This is a genomic window from Streptomonospora halophila, assembly GCF_039542725.1.
GTDB lineage: Bacteria > Actinomycetota > Actinomycetes > Streptosporangiales > Streptosporangiaceae > Streptomonospora > Streptomonospora halophila.
In genome coordinates this window covers 27092-45802 of the sequence record NZ_BAABIK010000027.1, presented here as the reverse complement: position 1 = coordinate 45802, position 18711 = coordinate 27092, and the positions used below count along the sequence as shown (strand labels likewise).

At 75.5% G+C, this 18711-nt stretch carries 10 protein-coding genes; 9 read left to right on the top strand and 1 reads right to left on the bottom strand.

The genetic code is table 11. The features are described from left to right. Positions 1-28: 28 nt before the first annotated feature. From ABEA15_RS20210 to ABEA15_RS20175, 8 genes are all read left to right on the top strand, one after another. Positions 29-361, top strand: coding sequence for a hypothetical protein (locus ABEA15_RS20210; protein ID WP_311545583.1), 333 nt, complete (start codon positions 29-31; stop codon positions 359-361). An 880-nt stretch (positions 362-1241) separates the two neighbouring features. Then, positions 1242-3578 (top strand): hypothetical protein, encoded by a 2337-nt coding sequence (locus tag ABEA15_RS20205; RefSeq protein WP_345558258.1) that lies wholly within the window; start codon positions 1242-1244, stop codon positions 3576-3578. Between the two features lie 18 nt (positions 3579-3596). Beyond that, on the top strand, positions 3597-5378 hold the full coding sequence (locus ABEA15_RS20200) for a hypothetical protein (RefSeq protein WP_345558256.1): 1782 nt from the start codon (positions 3597-3599) through the stop codon (positions 5376-5378). Positions 5379-5446: 68 nt separating this feature from the next. Further along, a complete protein-coding gene (locus ABEA15_RS20195; RefSeq protein WP_345558254.1) occupies positions 5447-6193 on the top strand; it encodes a hypothetical protein in 747 nt (248 codons plus the stop codon). Next, positions 6190-8055, top strand: coding sequence for a hypothetical protein (locus tag ABEA15_RS20190; RefSeq protein ID WP_345558252.1), 1866 nt, complete (start codon positions 6190-6192; stop codon positions 8053-8055). The genes ABEA15_RS20195 and ABEA15_RS20190 overlap by 4 nt, the downstream gene beginning before the upstream one ends. A 151-nt stretch (positions 8056-8206) precedes the next feature. After that, positions 8207-9982 (top strand): RAMP superfamily CRISPR-associated protein, encoded by a 1776-nt coding sequence (locus ABEA15_RS20185; RefSeq protein WP_345558250.1) that lies wholly within the window; start codon positions 8207-8209, stop codon positions 9980-9982. A 514-nt stretch (positions 9983-10496) separates the two neighbouring features. Next, positions 10497-11279 carry a hypothetical protein gene (locus tag ABEA15_RS20180; RefSeq protein ID WP_345558248.1) on the top strand — a complete coding sequence of 261 codons (783 nt, stop codon included), beginning with the start codon at positions 10497-10499 and terminating at the stop codon, positions 11277-11279. Between the two features lie 9 nt (positions 11280-11288). Then, the gene (locus tag ABEA15_RS20175) at positions 11289-13784 is read left to right on the top strand and encodes a TIGR03986 family type III CRISPR-associated RAMP protein (RefSeq protein WP_345558246.1); all 2496 of its coding nucleotides are present in this window, start codon (positions 11289-11291) and stop codon (positions 13782-13784) included. Positions 13785-14022: 238 nt separating this feature from the next. On the opposite strand, the gene ABEA15_RS20170 is transcribed toward ABEA15_RS20175, so the two are convergent. Further along, positions 14023-15276, bottom strand: coding sequence for a Gfo/Idh/MocA family protein (locus ABEA15_RS20170; RefSeq protein ID WP_425579418.1), 1254 nt, complete (start codon positions 15274-15276; stop codon positions 14023-14025). A 636-nt stretch (positions 15277-15912) separates the two neighbouring features. Here ABEA15_RS20170 and ABEA15_RS20165 point away from each other — a divergent pair. Beyond that, a complete protein-coding gene (locus ABEA15_RS20165; RefSeq protein ID WP_345558242.1) occupies positions 15913-16878 on the top strand; it encodes a carbohydrate ABC transporter permease in 966 nt (321 codons plus the stop codon). Positions 16879-18711 lie beyond the last annotated feature (1833 nt).

The window sequence follows — 18711 nt, the reverse complement described above, 5'->3', positions numbered from 1 at the left end:
CGGCCGGCTCGGGGTGTGAGAGGGAAGAATGCGTGTTCCGCTGGTCAACCTGACACCGCATGAGGTGACGATCTTCGACTCCGACGACCGCGTCGTCGTCCGGTGCCCGGCGGCGTCCAAGCCGGTTCGCGTGGCCGTCGACCGCTGCGAGATCGGCCGCATCGGCGGGATTCCGGTGTTTTCGGAGGACTACGGCCGCGCCCGGCTGCCCGCACCGGCACTGGGGGTCTGGTACATCGTCTCCTCCACCGTCGCACTCGCCCATCCCGAGCGCACCGACCTGCTCGTGCCCACGGATTTGGTGCGCTCCTCCGACGGCACGATCGTCGGCTGCAAGGCGCTGGGGCGCCGCAACGGCTGACCGCGGCGGAACCGGGAGGCGCAAAGCCGGCCGGAGCGCGGGCGGAGCCGGGACGGGCAGGACGGCATCAGGCGGTTCCGGTCCCAGGGCGGCGCGCGCCCTCGAACCGGAACCGCCCGTGCCTGTGCGGCGCTCGGGAGCGGGCCGGCGCCTGGGCCAGCCATTCCGTCTGCCGGGTCGGGCTGGCGGGGATATTCGCAGGCGAGCCAGGTGTTGGTTGTCAGGGCCGGGGTCAGGGGCCTGGCCGGGGGTACCCGGACCGGGGCCGATGCCGGTCCCATTCCGTCTGCCGGGGAGGAGGCGGCCCTGGGGGAGCGTCCGTCAACAACTGGCGTTGTTATCCCGTCTACCGGGGTCGGACGACGAAGAAGCAGTCAGGGCCGTTCTCTGCGCGGTCGCTGTCCCGTCTGCCGGGAGGTCAGAGGGCTTCCCTGATCGACGCGAGAGACGTGCGGCGGTCGGTGCTATCCCGTCTGCCGGGTGGTGCACAGCCGGCTCCCTGCGCCGCCGGTCCGCTGACCCGGACAGACCGGGGCAGGATGGGATGAACCGGGTGCGGTAGGCGCGTGGATGCCTGCCTGTCGTCGTTGTCTCACCGCTCCTCCTTCCGGCCGTCGCGGCGGCGGAGGCGCCTGCGGGGCCGTTCGCCCGCACCGGGGCCGGTACGGGCCTAGCGTTGGGGTTGCGAGGGTTCGAGGGGTTGCCGTGCTTCGCGGGGTTCGTGGGGCTCGGGTCATGGTCCGTATGGGCGATCACCTCCGACACAGCACCTCTCTCGGACACTGGGGTGAAACGTGTTGCTTCTGGGCGTCCGCGACGACCGGCTGCCGCCGCGGACGGCCGTCCCGCGCAGGGGCGCGCGACGGTGTGAAATGGACCCATGGGACGGAGAGCGGATCTTCCCGGCGATTCCGATGGAGCCGGCGCCGACGGGGCGCCGGCGACGCTCGTCGTGCTGGCCGGCACCAGCCCCACCCCCGCCCTGCTGGCCGCGCTGACCTTCGCTCCGCGCCGGCTGGTGCTGGCGCACAGCAGCGACACCGCGCGGCGCGCCGCCCGGATCGCGGCCGCCGCCCGGCGGCTGTGCCCGGCCATCGAGGTCGCGCGGCGCTTCGACGTGGGCGGCGACGTCTTCGACTTCCGCGCCGTGGCCGAGCGCTTCGCCGCCCTCTCCGCCGACCTGCGCGGCGACTGGCGGCTGTGCTACACCGGCGGCAGCAAGGTGATGAGCGCCCACGCGGTGCTGCTGCACGCCGAGCGCTTCCCCGACCGCCACGGGTGGCGCAGCTACCTCGACGCCACATCCGAGACGCTGCGCTACACCGACGGCACGCGCCACAGCACCGGCATCGACAGCAGCGCCCTCACCGCCGAGGAGCTGGCCCGCCTGCACGGCGTCGAACTGCGCCCGAGCGATCGGACCCGCGTCCAGGAGGCCTGGCTGCGCGGCCGGTCCGGCGGCGCCCGGCCCGACGGCGGGGAGCACCCGGGAGGGCAGGGGGCCCGGGGGCGGGAGGAGGCGGGGACCACCCCGCTGAGCAGCGGGGAGATCACCGAGGCGAAGCTGCTCGCTCTGTTCCGCCGGCGGCTGGCCCGAGTGCCCGGCGCCGAGGTGCTGGGCAACCGCGTCATGCCCGACCCGCGCAGCGAGCACGACGCAATCGGCGACTTCGACCTCATCGTCCGCTACCGCCACCGCGTGCTCTGCGTCGAGGTCAAACGCGACCCCTCGCACATCCCCGACGCGGCCGGGTGGACCCTGACCAAGGCCCAGCGCGCCTTCGGCGGCGCCGCCCGGGTGCTGTTCGTCCACGACGGCGCCAAGGGCGACTGCTCCACCGAGCAGATCGCGGCCTACGACCCCGAGCTCAGCGGTGCGCCGCTGCACGTGCGCAGCCTCGGCGAGCTGTCCTCCCGGGACTTCGGCACCGCCCGGCGGCTGATCGACGGCTTCTTCCCGGCGGCGCCGCCCCCCGCGCGGTCGGCGGCCGCCGACGACGGCGCGGCGCCCGCGGCGCCGGGCGCTTCCGCGTCCGCCGCACCCGCCACCTGTCCGGCGGACCAGCACGCCGAAGCGGCGAACGCTCCGCTGCTGCTCGCGGGCCTGGGCGGCAACCGGCTGCCGGTCCTGGGCGCCGCACGCGCGTGCCTGCCCGGCCGCGCGGTCATGCTGTTCACCCGGCAGAGCGAGAAGGACCTGCCCGCGCTGGACGCGAGTGTGCGCCGCACCCTGCTGGCCGCCGAGGAACCCGAGGAGTTCCGCAGCCTCAACCGGCGCCGACTGGCCCAGCGGCTGCGGCGCGGCGGCTACCCCGACCGCGTCAAGTTCGCCGAGGCCGCGGTCGACGCGGCCGACGTCGCCGACACCGCCGCGCGCGCCCGCGCCAAGATCGACCTGTACCGCGGGCCGAACGCGCCCGTGGTCGCCGACATCACCACCGGCACCAAGGCGATGAGCACCGGCCTGGCGCTGGCGGCGCACGAGAGCGGCGGCTGCCTGGTCTACGTGTCGCCGCTGACCCGGCGCGTGTCCTGCCGCACGCACGGGCCGGTCGGCCACCACCCGCCCGCCGCCGTCGAGTGGCGCCACCTGCTGCGCGGCTACCGGTTTCTGAACGGTGCCCTCACCGAGGCCGTCGCACCCGAGATCGCCGCCCGCCAGATCGACGCGCCCCTCATCGACGCCGCCGCCGAGCAGGTGCGCGCGCTGGCCGCCCCGGCCGAGGTCGCCGCCTGGGTCGACGAGACCGCGGTCGCCGGCGCCCCGGCGCTGCCCCAGTACTCCGCGCCGCAGCGGCCCACACTCATCCTCACCGCCGCCGACCGCGCCCTGGGGCTGAGCGCGCCGCGCCGCACCCGGCTGCGCTACTTCACCTCCGGCGACCTGCACGTCGAGCAGGCGACCGGGGGCGGAGGATGGGCCCACGACGTCTTCGCCGCTGCGGCGCTGCTCAACGTGCGCTGCGGCACCGCCGGGCTGACCGCGGCCCTGCACCGGCCCGGCGACGGCGACCCCGGGCGGGCGCTGGAGCTCATCGACTGGTTCGCCTGGTGGCGCGCCGACGGGGGCGCGCCGGCCGCCGACGACTCCGCGCCGCCCGCCGAGATGATCACCGGCCACGAGGACACCCGGCGTCCGAGAGTGGTATCAGCCGAGCCGGGCACCCCCGAGTTCCGCGCCGCGCTGCAGGCCCAGCTGACCGCACTCAGGCTCTGACACCCAGGAGGCGAACCCATGAGCGCCGCCGAACCCGCCGCCGCGCCGGGGGACGCGCAGGCACCGCCGGCCGCAGCGGCCGAACCGCCGCACGGGGTGCTCGTCGGCGTCGACCTCGCCGGAATCCAGCGGTTCATCTACGAAGGCCGGCGCCTGCTCGACGCGATCGGCCGCGCCACGCTCGTCGCCGACCTCACCGACACCGCCGGACGGCACGTCGCCCCGCTGCTGGCCGAGGTGCCTCAAGAGCACCGCGCGGTGCTGCGCGACGCCGGCGGCGCGCTCTACGTCGACTTCACCGATCCCGACCGGGCGGCCGAGCACGCCCGCGCCTTCACCGGGCGCTACACCCGGCGGCTGCGCGACATCTCCGACCGCCTCACCCCCGTCACCGCGCACGTGCCCTACGGCGGCCCCGGCAGGCCCGCCGACCGGGCCGAGGCGCTGCGGCTGCTGCCTCCGGCGCTGCAGAGCGCCCGCGCGCTCCCGGCCCCCGGCCACCTGCCGGCCCAGGGGCTCGGCGTCACCGCCTCCTGCGACATCACCGGCCGCCCCGCCGAGCTGCTCGACCACACCCGCGACCGGGGGCCCGTGCGCGAGCGCACCGCCCGCGACATCGTCACCGCCCGCATGCGCGCCCGGCAGTGGCATGACGCCAACAGCCGCGACTGGCTGCGGGGCATCGCCCCGCCCGCCGGCGCCCAGCGGCTGGAGCTGCCCACCGACGTCGACCACCTCGGTCGCGAGATCGGCGACGTGAGCCGCCTGGCCGTGGTGCACCTGGACTTCAACGGCCTCGGCGACCTGCTCAAGGCCCACCATGCCCGCCTCCAGGAGTCGGGCGCCGACGTCTCGGCGGGGATGCGCTCGGTCTCCGCCGACATCGCGCGCCTGACCGAAGGGCTGGCCCGCGCCCTCATCCGCTCCGTCGCCGGTGCGATCGACACCGACGACCGCACCGGCGAACCCGCCATCCACGGGTACGGCGCCGGCGGGCGGCTGCGTCCGCGCACCGTGCGCGGCACCGCCTACGTCCCGGTGCGCCCGGTCGTGGTCGCCGGCGACGACCTCACCGTCATCTGCGACGCACGGCTGGCCTGGAGCGCCACCCGCTTCGCGCTGGACTGGCTCGACGCCGACCCAGCCTCCCTCGACCCGCGCGACCCGCGCGCGGCCATGGCCCGACGCGCCGACACCCCGCCCTGGACCCGCCGGCCGGGTTCCTCCGGGCGCACCACGGGGGTGCCGTCGGCGGGCGTCGGAATCGCCGTGCAGCCCGTCGGCGCTCCCCTGTCGGTGGGCTACGACATCTGCGCCTCGCTGTGCGAGGAGGCCAAGGACTACCGCAAGAGCGCCGCGCACCGGCTCGACGACCACGTCGTGGCCTGGTCGCACGACTTCGACGACCCCGCCCGCGTGGTCGCGCGGCTGCGCGAGGACGGCGGCGCGCCCGCGCCCGGCGAGCCCGGGCGGACCGCCCTGCCCATGACCGGCACCGCCTTCCACGCATTCCTGCGCGACTACCTCGACCCCCGCACGCCCGGCAGCCTCCGCGGCGACGAGCTGAGCGAGCAGCGGTCCTGGCTGCTGTCGCGCCTGGCGCCGCTGCTGCAGGACGGCCGCGACGCCGCGCCCGAACTGGAGCGCCGCGGCGACCTCGGCATGCCCGTGAAGCTGCCCGAACCCTTCGCCCGCGACCTCCTCCTCGACGCTCTGGCCCTGCTCGACCTGCACCTCGACGTCCCGCTGGCCGACCGCCCGGCCCCGGCACAGGGACCGGAAGGGGCGGCGCGACCGTGACCTGGAACCGCACCGGCGCCGCTCCGGCCGGCCGGCGCCCGTGCACCACCACCGCCGGAGGAGCGCCTATGAGAGAACCCGCACCGCACACGGCCGCCGCCGACCGCTCCGAAGCCGCCGCGCCCGCGTTCCTGCTCGTCGACCTGGTGGCCCCCGCCATCTTCGCCGGGGCCAGCGCCGCGGGCACCGCCGCGGACTCCGACGTGGTCACCGACGACCACGGACTGCCCTACCTGCCCCGCCAGCGCATCGCCGCCCGGCTGCGCGACGCCGCGGTCACCGCCGTCCGCGCCGAGCCCGCGCTGCTGCCCGCCGCCCACGCGCTCTTCGGCGCCTCCCGCAGGCACGGGCCCGGCCGGATCCTGCGCATCTCCCACGCCACCCCGCCCGAGCCGGTTCGCGCCGCGGTGGCCTGGGCCCTGGAGCAGCGCGCGCCCGGCACCGCCAACACGCTCGTACGCGCCGTCACCGACGCGTTCACCTCGGTCGAGAGCGGCGTGGCCATCGACGGCTCCGGCGCGCCCGCCGACGCGCGGCTGCGAACCGTCCGCGTCGTCGACCCCGGCCTGCGGCTCACCGCCCCGCTGCGCTGGACCCGCACGCCGGCACCCGAGGAGGTGCGCTGCCTGGCGCGGGCCGCGCTCGCCTTCACCCGGGCCGGGCTCAAAGCCGGACGCGGCCGCGGCCGGCTCGACGCCCGCCTGGCCCAGGCGCCCGACACCGACTCCGAAAGCGCGCACGCCCGCACCCTGGCCTGGGCCGACGTCCACGCGGGCACCGAGACCGAGGGGACTGTCCGAGAAAGACGAGTGTGACGATCGCCGAGCCACACCCCGACGGCCGCACCGGTGGCGCGGGCGAGTCCGCGCATGCCTACCTCGGGTTGCGCTACGTGCTCACCGAGTCGCTCGTCGTGCGCTCCGACTACGACCCGCTGCGCATCACCACCGCCCACGCCGTCACGGGCCGCGCGCAGCGGGGCATGCTCGCCGCCGCCCTGCGCCACACCGACCGCGAGGACCTCGTCGAGCCGTGGATCGCGCGCGGCCGCGCCATCCGCTTCGCGCCGGCCTTCCCGCTGCTGGAGGACGGCACCGGCAGCGCGCAGACCGTGCCCGCACCGCGCTGCTGGCACGTGCGCAACCCCGGCGGGACCCTCGCCGACCTGCTGGCCGCCCCCGCCTCGGCCGCCGGCGCCTACCGCACCCTCACCGGCCACGTCACCCCCGACCTCACCCGGCGCGCCGCTCCGCTGACCCGCACCGAGCAGTACCTGGGCGTGGCCCGCCGCGACGCCGGCCGGCACGGCGTCCCCTACTTCACGACCAGCCTCGAACCCGGCCAGGTGTTCGAGACCCGGTGGCAGCTCAGCGCCGCCACCCGCGCGGAGGCCGAGTCCCTTGCCGAGCGGGTCTGGGAGGTCCTGGAGGCCGCCGGCGGCCTGCTGTCCCTGGGATCGGGGGGCAGCCGGGCGCACGGGGGCGGCATCCGCGTCACGCCGTCGGCGTCCGGCACCGCCCTGCTCGACGACCGCGTCGACGCCGGCCGCCGCGCCTGGCACCGCGGCGAGCCCCGCGACCTGCTGCTGCTCGCCCCCGCCTACATCGACGACGACCTGGGGCGGCCCAGCCCCGCCGCGCTTCCCCGCGCGGCGGAACGGGCGGCCGCCGACCTCCTCGGCCCTGGGGCCGTCGAGGCCGCGGGCGCCCACGTGCACCAGGAGGCCTCGGGTGCCTACCACCGCATGTACCGCGGGCCCATGGCCGAGCAGTGGGCCGCCGCCGCCGGGTCGGTGGTGCGCCTGCGCGCGCTGCGCGACATCGGTTTGGAGGAGGTGCGCGCGCTGGAGGCCCGCCCGCTGGGCCGTCGCGCCGCCGACGGCCACGGCGCCCACGCACTGCTCCCGGTCGCCGCTCCGCGGGGCGCGCCCAAGGACCGGCCGCCGCTGGCGCACACGCTCGCGGCGCGGCCCGAGCCCGGCCGGCGCTTCACGCTGGCGCGCCCCGACGCCGGAACCGAGCGCGGGGGCGGCGGAATCCGGCCGGTCACCCTCGCCGACGGCACGCCCGCCTGGGTCGAGCCCGACTGGGTGAGCGCCGAGGCGGCCGCCGAGCCCGATCGCTCCGCGGTGGCCCGCCTCCAGGACGTGCTGCTCAGCCGGGCCGCCACCGAACCCGTCCGCGCCCGTGCCCGCGCCCTCGCCCGCCGTTCGGCCCGGCTGCCCTCGGCGCCCCTGCTCGGCCGCCTGCGCGAGGTCGCCGCGGCCCCCGCGCCGGGTGCCGCGGCCACCCTGGAGCGGCTGGCCGGAGTGGTCACCGGCGACCCCCGCGGCGCCGCGCCGCACACACCCCTGCAGGAGACCGCCCGCGCCGAGCTGGCGGCCACCGCGGTCCCGCACGGCCCCGGCGAGCTCTCCCTGCCCGAGTGGCTCGGCGGCGCGGCGCGCACCCCGCGCGCCTGGTGGGAGCACGCGTCGCCCGACCCCGACGAGCTCGCCAGGGCGCTGACGCCCGTCGACCTCGCCTGGCGGCGCGGCGAGTCGGCCACCGCGGCGGCCGCGGCCTGGGCCGAACGCCCCGAGGTCGTCGCGCGCCTGTCGCTGCAGCTGATCGCCACCTGGCTCGCGGCGGCCGCGTGGACCTTCCGCGACACCGCGCAGAGGGAGGAGGCCCGATGACGCCCCCCGCGCTCCGGGACACGCGTGTGCGGCCGCGCCGCACCCTCTCGCACGCTCCGCCTCCGCCCGGCGGCGGGCGGCCGCCCGTCGGGCTCCCTGCCGGGTCCGCGCACGGCGGCGCGTCGCGCCCCGACGGCGCCGGCGGCCCCCGGTGAACGCCTCCGACGACGACCGGGCGGCGGCCGCACCGCACGTCCCCGATGCGGACGCCGAATGGGAGGAACTCCTCGACTTCGCCGCCGGAGGCGCCGGCGGGCCCGTCACGCTGTGGGAGCTCACCGGCCGGATCCGCCTGCACAGCGACACCCACATCGGGTCGGCGGACGACACGGTCCGCGGCGCCGCCGACATCGCGCCGCTGGACCGCGACCCGGCCACCGGCCGCCCGCGCCTGCGGGCCACCACGCTGGCCGGCCTGCTCCGCCACCACCTGGCCGAGCGCCTCGGCGACGACCGCGCCGGCGCGGTCGCCGAACTCTTCGGCGAGGCGGCGCCGCGCAGCGCCGAGACCGGCACCGGCGCCTCCCTGCCCAGCGCGCTGGACATCGACGACGCCTTCGCCGAGCTTCCGGCCGAGGCCGGCGTCGCCGTCCGCGCCGGAAACCGCGTCGACCCCGGCAGCGGGGCGGCCGCCCCCGGAGCCACGTGGCGGATGGAGACCCTGCCCGCCGGCACCGCCTTCACGCTCACCATGCGGCTGCAGGTGGCCGAGGGCGACCGCGAGGGCCGGCTGCTCGCGCTGGCCGCCTTGGCCGCCGACGGGCTCGCCGGAGCCGGGACCGGCCCCGGCGTCTCCATCGGCGCGCGCACGGCGCGCGGCTACGGCGCCGCCGTCTGCGAAGGCTGGCATATCCGCCGGCACGACCTCGGCACCCCGCGGGGGTGGGCCGACTGGTACGCCCTGACCTGGCACCAGCGCCTCGACCGCGCCCACAGGGCCGTCGCCGCGCGCTCCTGCGCGCCGTCCGGCGAGGGCGGGAACGCCCTGTCGGCCCTCGTTTCCGGACATCTGGAGGACGCCCCGGCCCTGGCGGCCGCCGTCGGCGGGGACTACGCCCGCACGCTGGACGAGCACGGCACCGACAACCGCTGTCGCGACGAACTGGCCATGACCCTGTGCCTGGCCGAACGCCCCACCGAGGCGGTCCTGGCCCCCGCCGGCTCCGAGGCCGCCCCGCCCCGGCCAGGGCTGCTCCTAGTCGGCGAGGCTCCCGGGCTGGAGTCGCTGGGCGAGGTCGACCGCGCCCACCTGCGCCGCCCGGCCGTCGGCGGCGACGGCGCCGTGCAGTGGCGGCCGACCCTGGGCGACACCGCGCTGTTCGCCCTGTTCAAACGGATGGGCCGGCGCCTGGTGCGCGACATCTCCGGCGAGTCCGGCGCCGCGGTGGAGGAATGGCCCCGCGACAGCGCGGCGCGCCGGATGCACGCGCGCTGGTGGGGCGGCGACGCCGACGCGCAGGGCACGCCCCAGGCCTCCGCGATCAGGCTGCGGCGCACCGCCGAGCTCACCGGGGGCACGCCCCAGCGCACCACCCGGGTCACCATCGACGCGCTCTTCGGCGACAGCGTGGACGCCAGCCTGCTCACCGACGACGTGCACGCGGGCGGCCGGGCCGAAGTGGTCCTCGACGTGCCCGACGCCGACGACGCCGTACGGGGCCTGCTCGCCCTGATCGTCCGTGAGCTGCGCACGGTGCCGATGGACGCCCTCGGCGGCGGGACCGGCGCCGGCCACGGCCGCGTCACCGTCACCGGCGCCCGCTTGACGCGCCGCGGCCCCGGCGGCGACGCACGCCCCGTGGACCTGGTCGCCGCCGTCGACGACCCCGGCGGCGCCGACGGCGCCGCCGCCGAGCCCTGGCTCGCGGCCCTGCACGACCGACTGGCCCCGGGCCCGGACGGGTCACGGTCGGGAGCACGACCGTGACCGGCACCGCGCCTCCGCCCGCCCGCGGGCCGGCGCGGCGGCGGACGGCCGCGCCCGGCCCGCCCGAAGCGCCTCGGCCGCACCGCCGCGCCGCTGCACGGCCGCCGGGCACGGCCGGGGCAGGGCGCAGCGGACGTGTCGCGGTACCCGTGTCCGAGGGCGCGCGGGGCGGATGGACCGTCCCGGGTCGGCGGACGGCCTGTTCAGCGGTCCGGGCCGCGGGGGAGGCCCCCGCCGCCGGGCGGCGATCACCCCTGCCCGGCGCCGACGAGGGGCGGCCGGCCCCTGCCGGCGCCGTGGGAGCCCCGCGGCGTGCGCGTACCGGACCCGCTCCGCGCGTACGGCGAGCGCCGCCTCCGCCTCTGCCCGTCCCTCCGCCGCGCCGACCCCCCGGCGGCGCCCGGCTTTCGAGTACGTCCGGGATGATGGTGGACCGGGCGCGAGCGGCGGTGCCGCCGGCCCTGCCCGCGCGCCGGTACGCGGGTCCGCGACAGCCGTTGAGGAAGGGCCGCCCATGACCACGCCGCCCGCCGCACCCCGCACCGCGGCCTGGCAACCGCCCGAGCCGTGCGGGGTCGTCACCGCGTCCCTGGGCCCGCAGGCCGCGGCCGCCGTCCTCGACGACCTGTTCCGGCACGGCCGGCGCAGCGCGGTGCTGGATGAGCACGCCCCCGGCGAACCGCAGTGGCTGCTGGCCGAGCTCGGCGACGGCCGCATCACCGGCGCCTGCCCCCGCGGCACCTGGCGGCTCTCCTGCGCCGATCCGCAGACGCTGCGCCTGTCCGCGCCCCCGCTCGACCCCGACGGCTCCGACGCCTGGCGGCTGCTCGGCGCCGACCTGTTCTCACCCTCCGCCCAGCTCCGCATCGGGGAGGGCGCCGAAGGGGCCTGGCTCTCCCGCGACGCCGACGGCGCCGACCGGCTGCCGCCGTGGCTGCTCCCGCGCGACCGCTCGTTCCTGCTCACCGGCTGGCGCGCCGGCCCGCGCTCCAGCCGCGACCTGGACGGCGAGATCCGCTTCAGCATCGGCCGGGAGTTGTCGGGCACCACCGCCTGCCACCCTGTGCGCTGGCAGGACTTCGACGTCGCCGAGCCGGCGCCCGACGCCGCGGCGCCCGCCTCCGCCGCAGGCGGGGTGCCCGACGCGGTCGGCACGTGGATCAGTGTCCGAGAGTACTGGGCGGAGGATTCCGAAACAGGGGCCGTCGGGGTGGCCTTCCACCGGTTGACCGGCTACCACGCGGGTCCCAAGCCGACGCCCCCGGTGGGGCTCGACGCCGCCGACGCGCACAGCTAGGAGGGCACCGTGAGCGACCAGCCCCACTCCGGCTTCCCCCGTCGGCCCACCCCGGCCGCCATGCCGCGCCGCCGCGCCTCCGTCGCCGCGGAGCGGCCCGCACCGCTGCGCCCCGGCGGTCGCGCCAGGCGCCGCGACGAGCGCGGCGGCGCTTCCCGCTCCGCGGCGCCGCCCGACCCCCTGCGCGACCACCAGGCGGTCGCGCCCTACGGGCTCGTGCCGCTGCCCGAACGCCCCATGCCCGCCGAGCGGCTCCAGGAGCCGGTGCTGCGCGAAGGCACACCCCAGCACCGCCTCCTCGCGGCGCACGACCAGCGCATCCCCGGCACCCACACCGGCTGGATCGACATCACCGTGCGCACCCTCACCCCCGCGTTCGTCGGGGCCACCCGCGACGGCGCAGCCGAGCGCTCGCTGACCATCGACGGCCGCCCGGCCCTGCCCGGCGCCTCACTGCGCGGGCTGATCAGAAACACCGTGCGGGTGCTCACCGGCGGCGAGACCGGGCCCGTCAACACCCCCCAGCTCTTCTTCCGCGCGCCCGCCGCCTCCCACAGCGACCGGCGGGCCCGCCACGTCATGCGCCGCCTGCACAGCCAGTACCGCGACCGCGGCGGCGCCCCCTCCAACCCGCCGGGCACCCCGGTGCAGGCGGGCTTCCTGCGCCGCGACCCCGCGAAGGGCACCTGGGAGATCCGCCCGCTGCCCGTCGAGCGCCCGCTGCAGGTCCGCCTGACCGACCTGCGCGAGGACCTGCGGCGCTTCGCGGGACTGCCCGAGTTCGAGCTGCCGCCGCACGAGTCCGGCGACACCCGGGGCGGCTACGTCCCCGCCGAGTTCCACGGCGAGTTCCAGTACCTGCCCGTGGTGGCGCTGTGCCCCCAGGTGAACGGGCGCACGGTGGGTGAGTCCCGGTTCTGGGCGACGGCCGTGCTGCCGCCCGGCGAGGAGCCCGGCTTCGGCCACCGCGAGGCCGCCCGCGACCGGCTGCGCGAGCGCTGGAGCCGCAAGCGCGACGGAGCCGAGCAGTCGATGCGGCGCGCGTCGGGCGAGCGCTCCCGCTCGGCGGCGCGGGGCCGGCGCAACGACTACGACCGCGCGCTCCAGCGCATCGACGACGTCTCCTTCCGCGCCCACGAGTGCGTCCTGGTGCTGACCGGGGTCGCCGGCGAACGCAAGAACGCCTACCTCTTCCCCACGGCCACCGACCCCCGGCAGCGGCTGCCGGTGCCGGCCCACCTCGTCCACCTCGTGGAATCGGCCGACCAGATCACCCGGTTCCAGGCGCGCAACTTCCCCGGCGGCCTCCCGGGCGCCGCACCCGGCAGTGCGCACGGCAGTGCGGACGGCACCCGGGGGTCCACCGGGTCCGGCCCGGACACCGCGCACCGGTACCGCGACGGCGGCCTGGCCCGCTCCGGCGGCGAGCCGGTCTGGTACCAGGAGTCCGAGGGCCGCGTCGTCTCCTTCGGCCGCTCCGGCGGCTACAGGGTGGCCGTAGGCGAGTTCGACCCCGTCAGCCGCGCCGTGCCCGATGAGGTGAACACCCGCAGCCGCGTCCGCTCCGAGGGCAGCGGTCGGACACCGGACGTCCCGCGGGCCCTGTTCGGCGACGTCGACCTGCTGCCGCCCGGCGAGAGCGCCGGCCCGGCCGCGCGCGGCCGGGTGTCGGTCGGATCGGCCTCGTGCGACACCGGCGACGACCCCTGGCTGGAGCATCCGCTGCGCGTTGAGCTCCTCTCCCCCCAGCGCAGCTGCTTCGCCAACTACCTGCTCCAGCCGGTCTCGGAGGCCACGTGGGGCCAGTCGCCCGACCTGGTGACCTGGTCGCACGAGGGCGACGTCCGGCTGGGCGGCTACAAGGTCTACCTGCACCGCCACGACCCCCTGCCCGCCTCGGCGCAGCGCTACGCCCACCTGCACCCCGACCGCGTCGCCGCGGGCCCCACCACCCGCGACGTCGTTCCCATGCGCCCCGGGCTGGCCTTCCACGGGCGCATCACCTTCGCCAACCTCACCGACGCCGAGGTCGGCGCGCTACTGCGGGCCCTGCACCTGGGCAACCCCGCGGGCGGCGGCGACCCCGGCGACCCCCTCTACGCGCACAAGATCGGGCTGGGCAAGGCGCTGGGCTTCGGCAGCGTGCACATCGCGCCCGCGCTCTACCTGGTCGACCCGGTCGAGCGGGCCGCCTCGCTCGACCCCGGTGCCGGTGTCGCCTGCGTCGGCGACGAAGGCATGCAGAAACTGCTCGACGCGTTCGGCGAGGCGCTGCTGACCTGGGAGCGCGAGCAGAGCATGCGTGCCGGCGAGCCGGTTCCCGACGACTGGAGCGACGTCGGCCGGGTCGAGGCGCTGCTGCTGGCCGCCCAGTGGCGCCACCGCCTGCCCGAAAGCTGGACCCGTGTCATGGACCTCGACGAGTTCGCCGTCTACCCCGTACTGCCCGACCTGCAGACCCGCTTCGCCGCACACGCCCGCACCGCCGAGTCCGGTGCCGGCTGACCCGTTCCGGCGGGCGGCGCCCTGACCCCGCGCCGCTGCGCCCCTCCCGGTCGCCGCGGTGACCGCCCGCCGAGGGCATAGCACCGCGACCACCCGGCAGCGCCTGCGATCAGCAGAGCGGCGCCGCCGGCGGCGACACCGCCCGCCGAGGGCATGGAGGTCGGACGGAGCCCCCATCCGCGTGCGGTCCGGCACCCGGCCCCGGAGAGGGGCCTGCCGGTGCCGGATCCGCCCGCGGTCAGCAGCCGCCGGCGAGCAGCGCCGCCACGTCCACGGGCCGCCCGGTGCGGATCGACTCGTTCGCTGCCAGGCCGGTCATCAGCGCGTTGGTGCCGTCGGTGTGCGTGGGCCGCGGCTGCACGCCCGAGGCGCCGAAGAGCGTGTCGAGCATGCGCACGTCGCCGCCGCCGTGCGAGCCTTCGCCGACCGCGACGTCGATCTCCTCGGGCGCGCGCCAGTGCCGCCGCAGGACCAGCCGCGAGACGGTGCTCTCCTTGGGCGCGGGCATCCCGCGCACCGGGACGTCGCCGGTGCTTCCCGGCTCGGTGTACGGGCTCTCCGTGACGTCGAGCTCCAGCCGTCCTCCGCTGCCGGTGATGGCGACGCGGTAGCCCTCCCAGGGCGAATAGGCCGCGAGGTGGTAGCTGAGCTTGGCGCCCGAGGCGTAGCGCACCAGCACCGACATGTCGTCCTCGATGGTGATCCCGGTGCCGAAGACGTTGCGGTCGCGCCGGTAGCCGTCCTCGTGCTCGGCCTCCAGGTACAGCCGGCGCATCGCCTCACTGTCGGCCATGTGCAGGGCGAAGGGGTCGTCGGCGGCGCCGGCCGACCCGTGCGCGCGCTCGTAGTCGGCGCCCAGGCCGCGCCTGCGCCCGTTCTCGTCGCCGTAGAAGAACAGGTCGCCCCAGGCGAACACCTCGGTCGGCGCGCTGTCGATCCACCAGTTGACCAGGTCGAAGTGGTGGCTGGACTTGTGCACCAGCAGGCCGCCGGAGTTGTGCTTCTCGCGGTGCCACCGGCGGAAGTAGTCGGCGCCGTGGCGCAGGTCCAGCAGCCACTCGAAGTGCACCGACCCGATATCGCCGACGGCGCCCTCGGCCAGCAGGCTGCGAAGCTTCGCGTGCACGGGGTTGAACCGGTAGTTGAAGGCGACGTTGACGCGCCCCCCGGTGCGGCGCTGGGTCTCGACGATGCGCCGGCAGCCCTCGATGTCGGCGGTCATCGGCTTCTCGGTGACGACGTCGCAGCCCGCCTCCAGAGCCGCGCAGATGTAGTCGGCGTGGGTTCGGTCCACCGTGCAGACCACGACCTCCTGCACGCGCTCCTTGCGGAGCATGGCGGCGAAGTCCGCGGCGGGGTAGGCGGGCACCGGCTCGTGGCCGTGCTCCTCGGCGAGGGCGTTGTGCGCGGCCATGCGGGTGTGGTTGGTGTCGCACAGCGCAACCAGCCGGGCGACGCCGGTGTGGGTGGAGACGAGGGCAGCGGTGTACATCCGCGCGCGCGAGCCGGTGCCGACGACGGCGAACCGGCGCCGCTCGGCGCGGGGGGCGGACGGGGCTGTGTTGGTCGTGGGGTCGCTCACGGCACAACGGTAAACGCTTTCCCAAAGTCGGTCCAGGGCGGCCTCCGCATAGACGCCGGCGGCGGCCGTTCCTCGCGAAATCGCCGGTCGCGCCGGTGCGCGCCCTCCGACGCGCACCGCCGAGCGGCTCGCCCCGGGGGCGGGTGGCCGCCAGTGCGATCGTGCAACGATCGGGACACGGTGCGGTACCGGTCCAGTGCTTGCCGTGAAGCGGGCCACAGTCGATCTCGGTATTTTGTTCCAGGTGAACCCGGGTATCGGAGCGCGTTCCGGCGCCCGCGGGCGGCTCCGCGGCCACCCCGCATCATTGACGGCGTACTGCAGGGGTGTTAAAAACCGTTCATCCGCAATTGGATAGCGCTTACCAATACACACCGAACCGGAACGGCCGGCTGGAGCGCCGCCCCGGCAGCCCCAGCCGCCGGTTCCGCACACCTGCTTCCCGGGCTGATTGAGGACGGTGGAGCCCATGCACACTCGACGACCTGCCGGACCGCGCGCCCGCGGACGGTGCCGTGTCGGCGTCCGCGGGGATGAGACCGCGTGATGGGGGCGACCCGCGAGCGCGCCGAACCCCGTGCGGAGGCGCCCGCCGGCGCGCCCGAGGCGGCGGGCCGGCGGCCCCGGCGCGGCCGGCGGCGCAGCAGCGACAGCCTGGCCGCCTACCTCTTCCTGACCCCGTGGTTCGCCGGGCTGATCTTCATCACCATCGGCCCGATCCTGGCATCGCTGTACTTCTCGTTCACCGACTACAGCCTCATCGGCGACGCCGAGTGGGTGGGCCTGGAGAACTACGCCCGGATGCTCACCGACGAGCGGCTGCACACCTCGCTCGGGGTGACCTTCGTCTACGTGTTCGTCTCCGTGCCGCTGCAGCTGGCCATGGCGCTGGCGCTGGCGATGGTCCTGGACCGGGGCGTGCGCGGTCTGCCGATCTACCGGTCGGTGTACTACCTGCCCTCGCTGCTGGGCAGCAGCGTGGCCATCGCCATCCTGTGGCGCCGGGTGTTCGGCGCCGACGGCCTGGTCAACCAGCTGCTCGCCTTCTTCGGCATCGACGGCGTCGGCTGGGTCTCCCACCCCGACTACGCGCTCAGCACCCTCATCGTGCTGAACGTGTGGACGTTCGGCGCACCCATGGTGATCTTCCTGGCCGGGCTGCGCCAGATCCCGCGCATGTACTACGAGGCCGCCGCGGTCGACGGGGCCAGCCGGCTGCGCCAGTTCTTCTCGGTGACCGTGCCCCTGCTCACGCCGATCATCTTCTTCAACCTGGTGCTGCAGATGATCAACGCGTTCCAGACCTTCACCCAGGCCTTCGTCGTCAGCGGCGGGACCGGCGGCCCCTCCGACTCGACGCTGTTCTACACGCTCTACCTGTACGACACCGGCTTCGGCTCCTTCGACATGGGCTACGCCTCGGCCATGGCCTGGCTGCTGCTGGTGATCATCGCCGGGTTCACCGCCGTGAACTTCCTCGCCTCCAAGTACTGGGTCTTCTATGGTGACTAAGACGTCCGCCGCACGCGCGGCCGACAAGCGCGGCGAGCGCCGCCGGCGCTTCTTCGTCCATCTCGGGCTGATCGGCTTCGGGCTGGTCATGCTCTACCCGCTGCTGTGGATGGTCTCCAGCTCGTTCAAGCCGACCGCGGACATCTTCAGCGACCCCGGCCTGATCCCCGACACCCTCGTGCCGGGGAACTACACCGAGGGCTGGACGGCGCTGCAGTTCCCCTTCCACCACTACATCTGGAACTCGCTGATCGTGGTGGCGGGCTCGATCGCCGGCAACCTGCTGGCCTGCTCGATGGCGGCCTACGCCTTCGCGCGGCTGGAGTTCAAGGGCAAGCGGCTGTTCTTCTCGATCATGCTGATGACGATCATGCTGCCCATCCACGTGGTGATCGTGCCGCAGTACATCCTGTTCGCCAACCTGGACTGGATCAACACGTTCTACCCGCTGATCGTGCCGAAGCTGCTGGCCACCGACGCGTTCTTCATCTTCCTGATGGTGCAGTTCATCCGCGGACTCCCGCGCGACCTGGACGAGGCCGCCCGCATCGACGGGTGCGGGCACGTGCGAATCTTCCTGCGCATCGTGCTGCCGCTGTCCACGCCCGCGCTGGCGACCACAGCGATTTTCACCTTCATCTGGACCTGGAACGACTTCTTCAGCCAGCTGATCTTTCTGACCGACCCCGAGATGTACACCGTCCCCATCGCGTTGCGTACGTTCGTGGACTCCCAGAGCCAGACCTCCTGGGGCCCCCTCTTCGCGATGTCGGCGATCGCGCTCGGCCCGATCTTCGGATTCTTCCTCGCCGGGCAGCGCTACCTGGAAGTCGGAGGCCAAGCGGTCTTAGGAAGACAAAACAGGCAGTCAACTCCTTGGCTCACAGAACGACATGGCTACGATCCGACTTGCCGCGACCGCCTGCGGGGGAGGCGGCTCCGGCGACGAGAAGGTCGAACTGCGCTTCTCCTGGTGGGGCGCCGACGATCGGCACGAGACCACCCAAGAGGTGATCAAGCGCTTCGAGAAGGCCCACCCCGACATCGAGGTCACCGGCGAGTACACCGACTGGGACAGCTACTGGGACCGGCTGGCCACCAACACCGCGGCCAACGACGCCCCCGACGTCATCACCATGGAGGAGCGCTACCTGCGCGAGTACGGCGACCGCGGCGCGCTGCTGGACCTCAACGAGGTCGGCGACCAGCTCGACACCTCCAAGCTGGACAAGCTTGTCATGGGCGGCGGCAAGCTGGACGGCAGCCTCTACGGGGTGCCCACGGGTGTCAACGCCTTCACGATCATGGCCGACCCGCAGGCCTTCGAGGAGGCCGGTGTCGAGATGCCCGACGACGAGACCTGGACCTGGCAGGACTGGGTCGACATCTCCGCCGAGATCAGCGAGAAGTCCGGCGGCGACATCGTCGGCACCCAGGACATCGGCTTCAACGAGAACAGCTTCCAGATCTACGCCCGCCAGCGCGAGCAGTCGCTCTACGACAAGAGCGGCGCGCTCAACTTCGACCAGGCCACCATGACCGAGTACTGGGAGCACATGGTGCGCGTCCACGAGGAGAACGGCGCCCCCAGCGCCGCCAAGAGCGTGGAGCTGGAGGCGGGCGGCCCCGACCAGTCGGTGCTGGCCACCAACTCCGGCGCCATGGCCGCCTTCTGGACCAACCAGCTCGGCACGATGGAGGAGACCTCCGGACGCGACCTGGAACTGCTGCGCTTCCCCGGTGAAAGCGCCAGCGCCCAGGCCGGCACCTTCTTCAAGCCCGCGATGCACTACTCGGTCTCGGCCGCGAGCGAGCATCCGGAGGAGGCCGCGA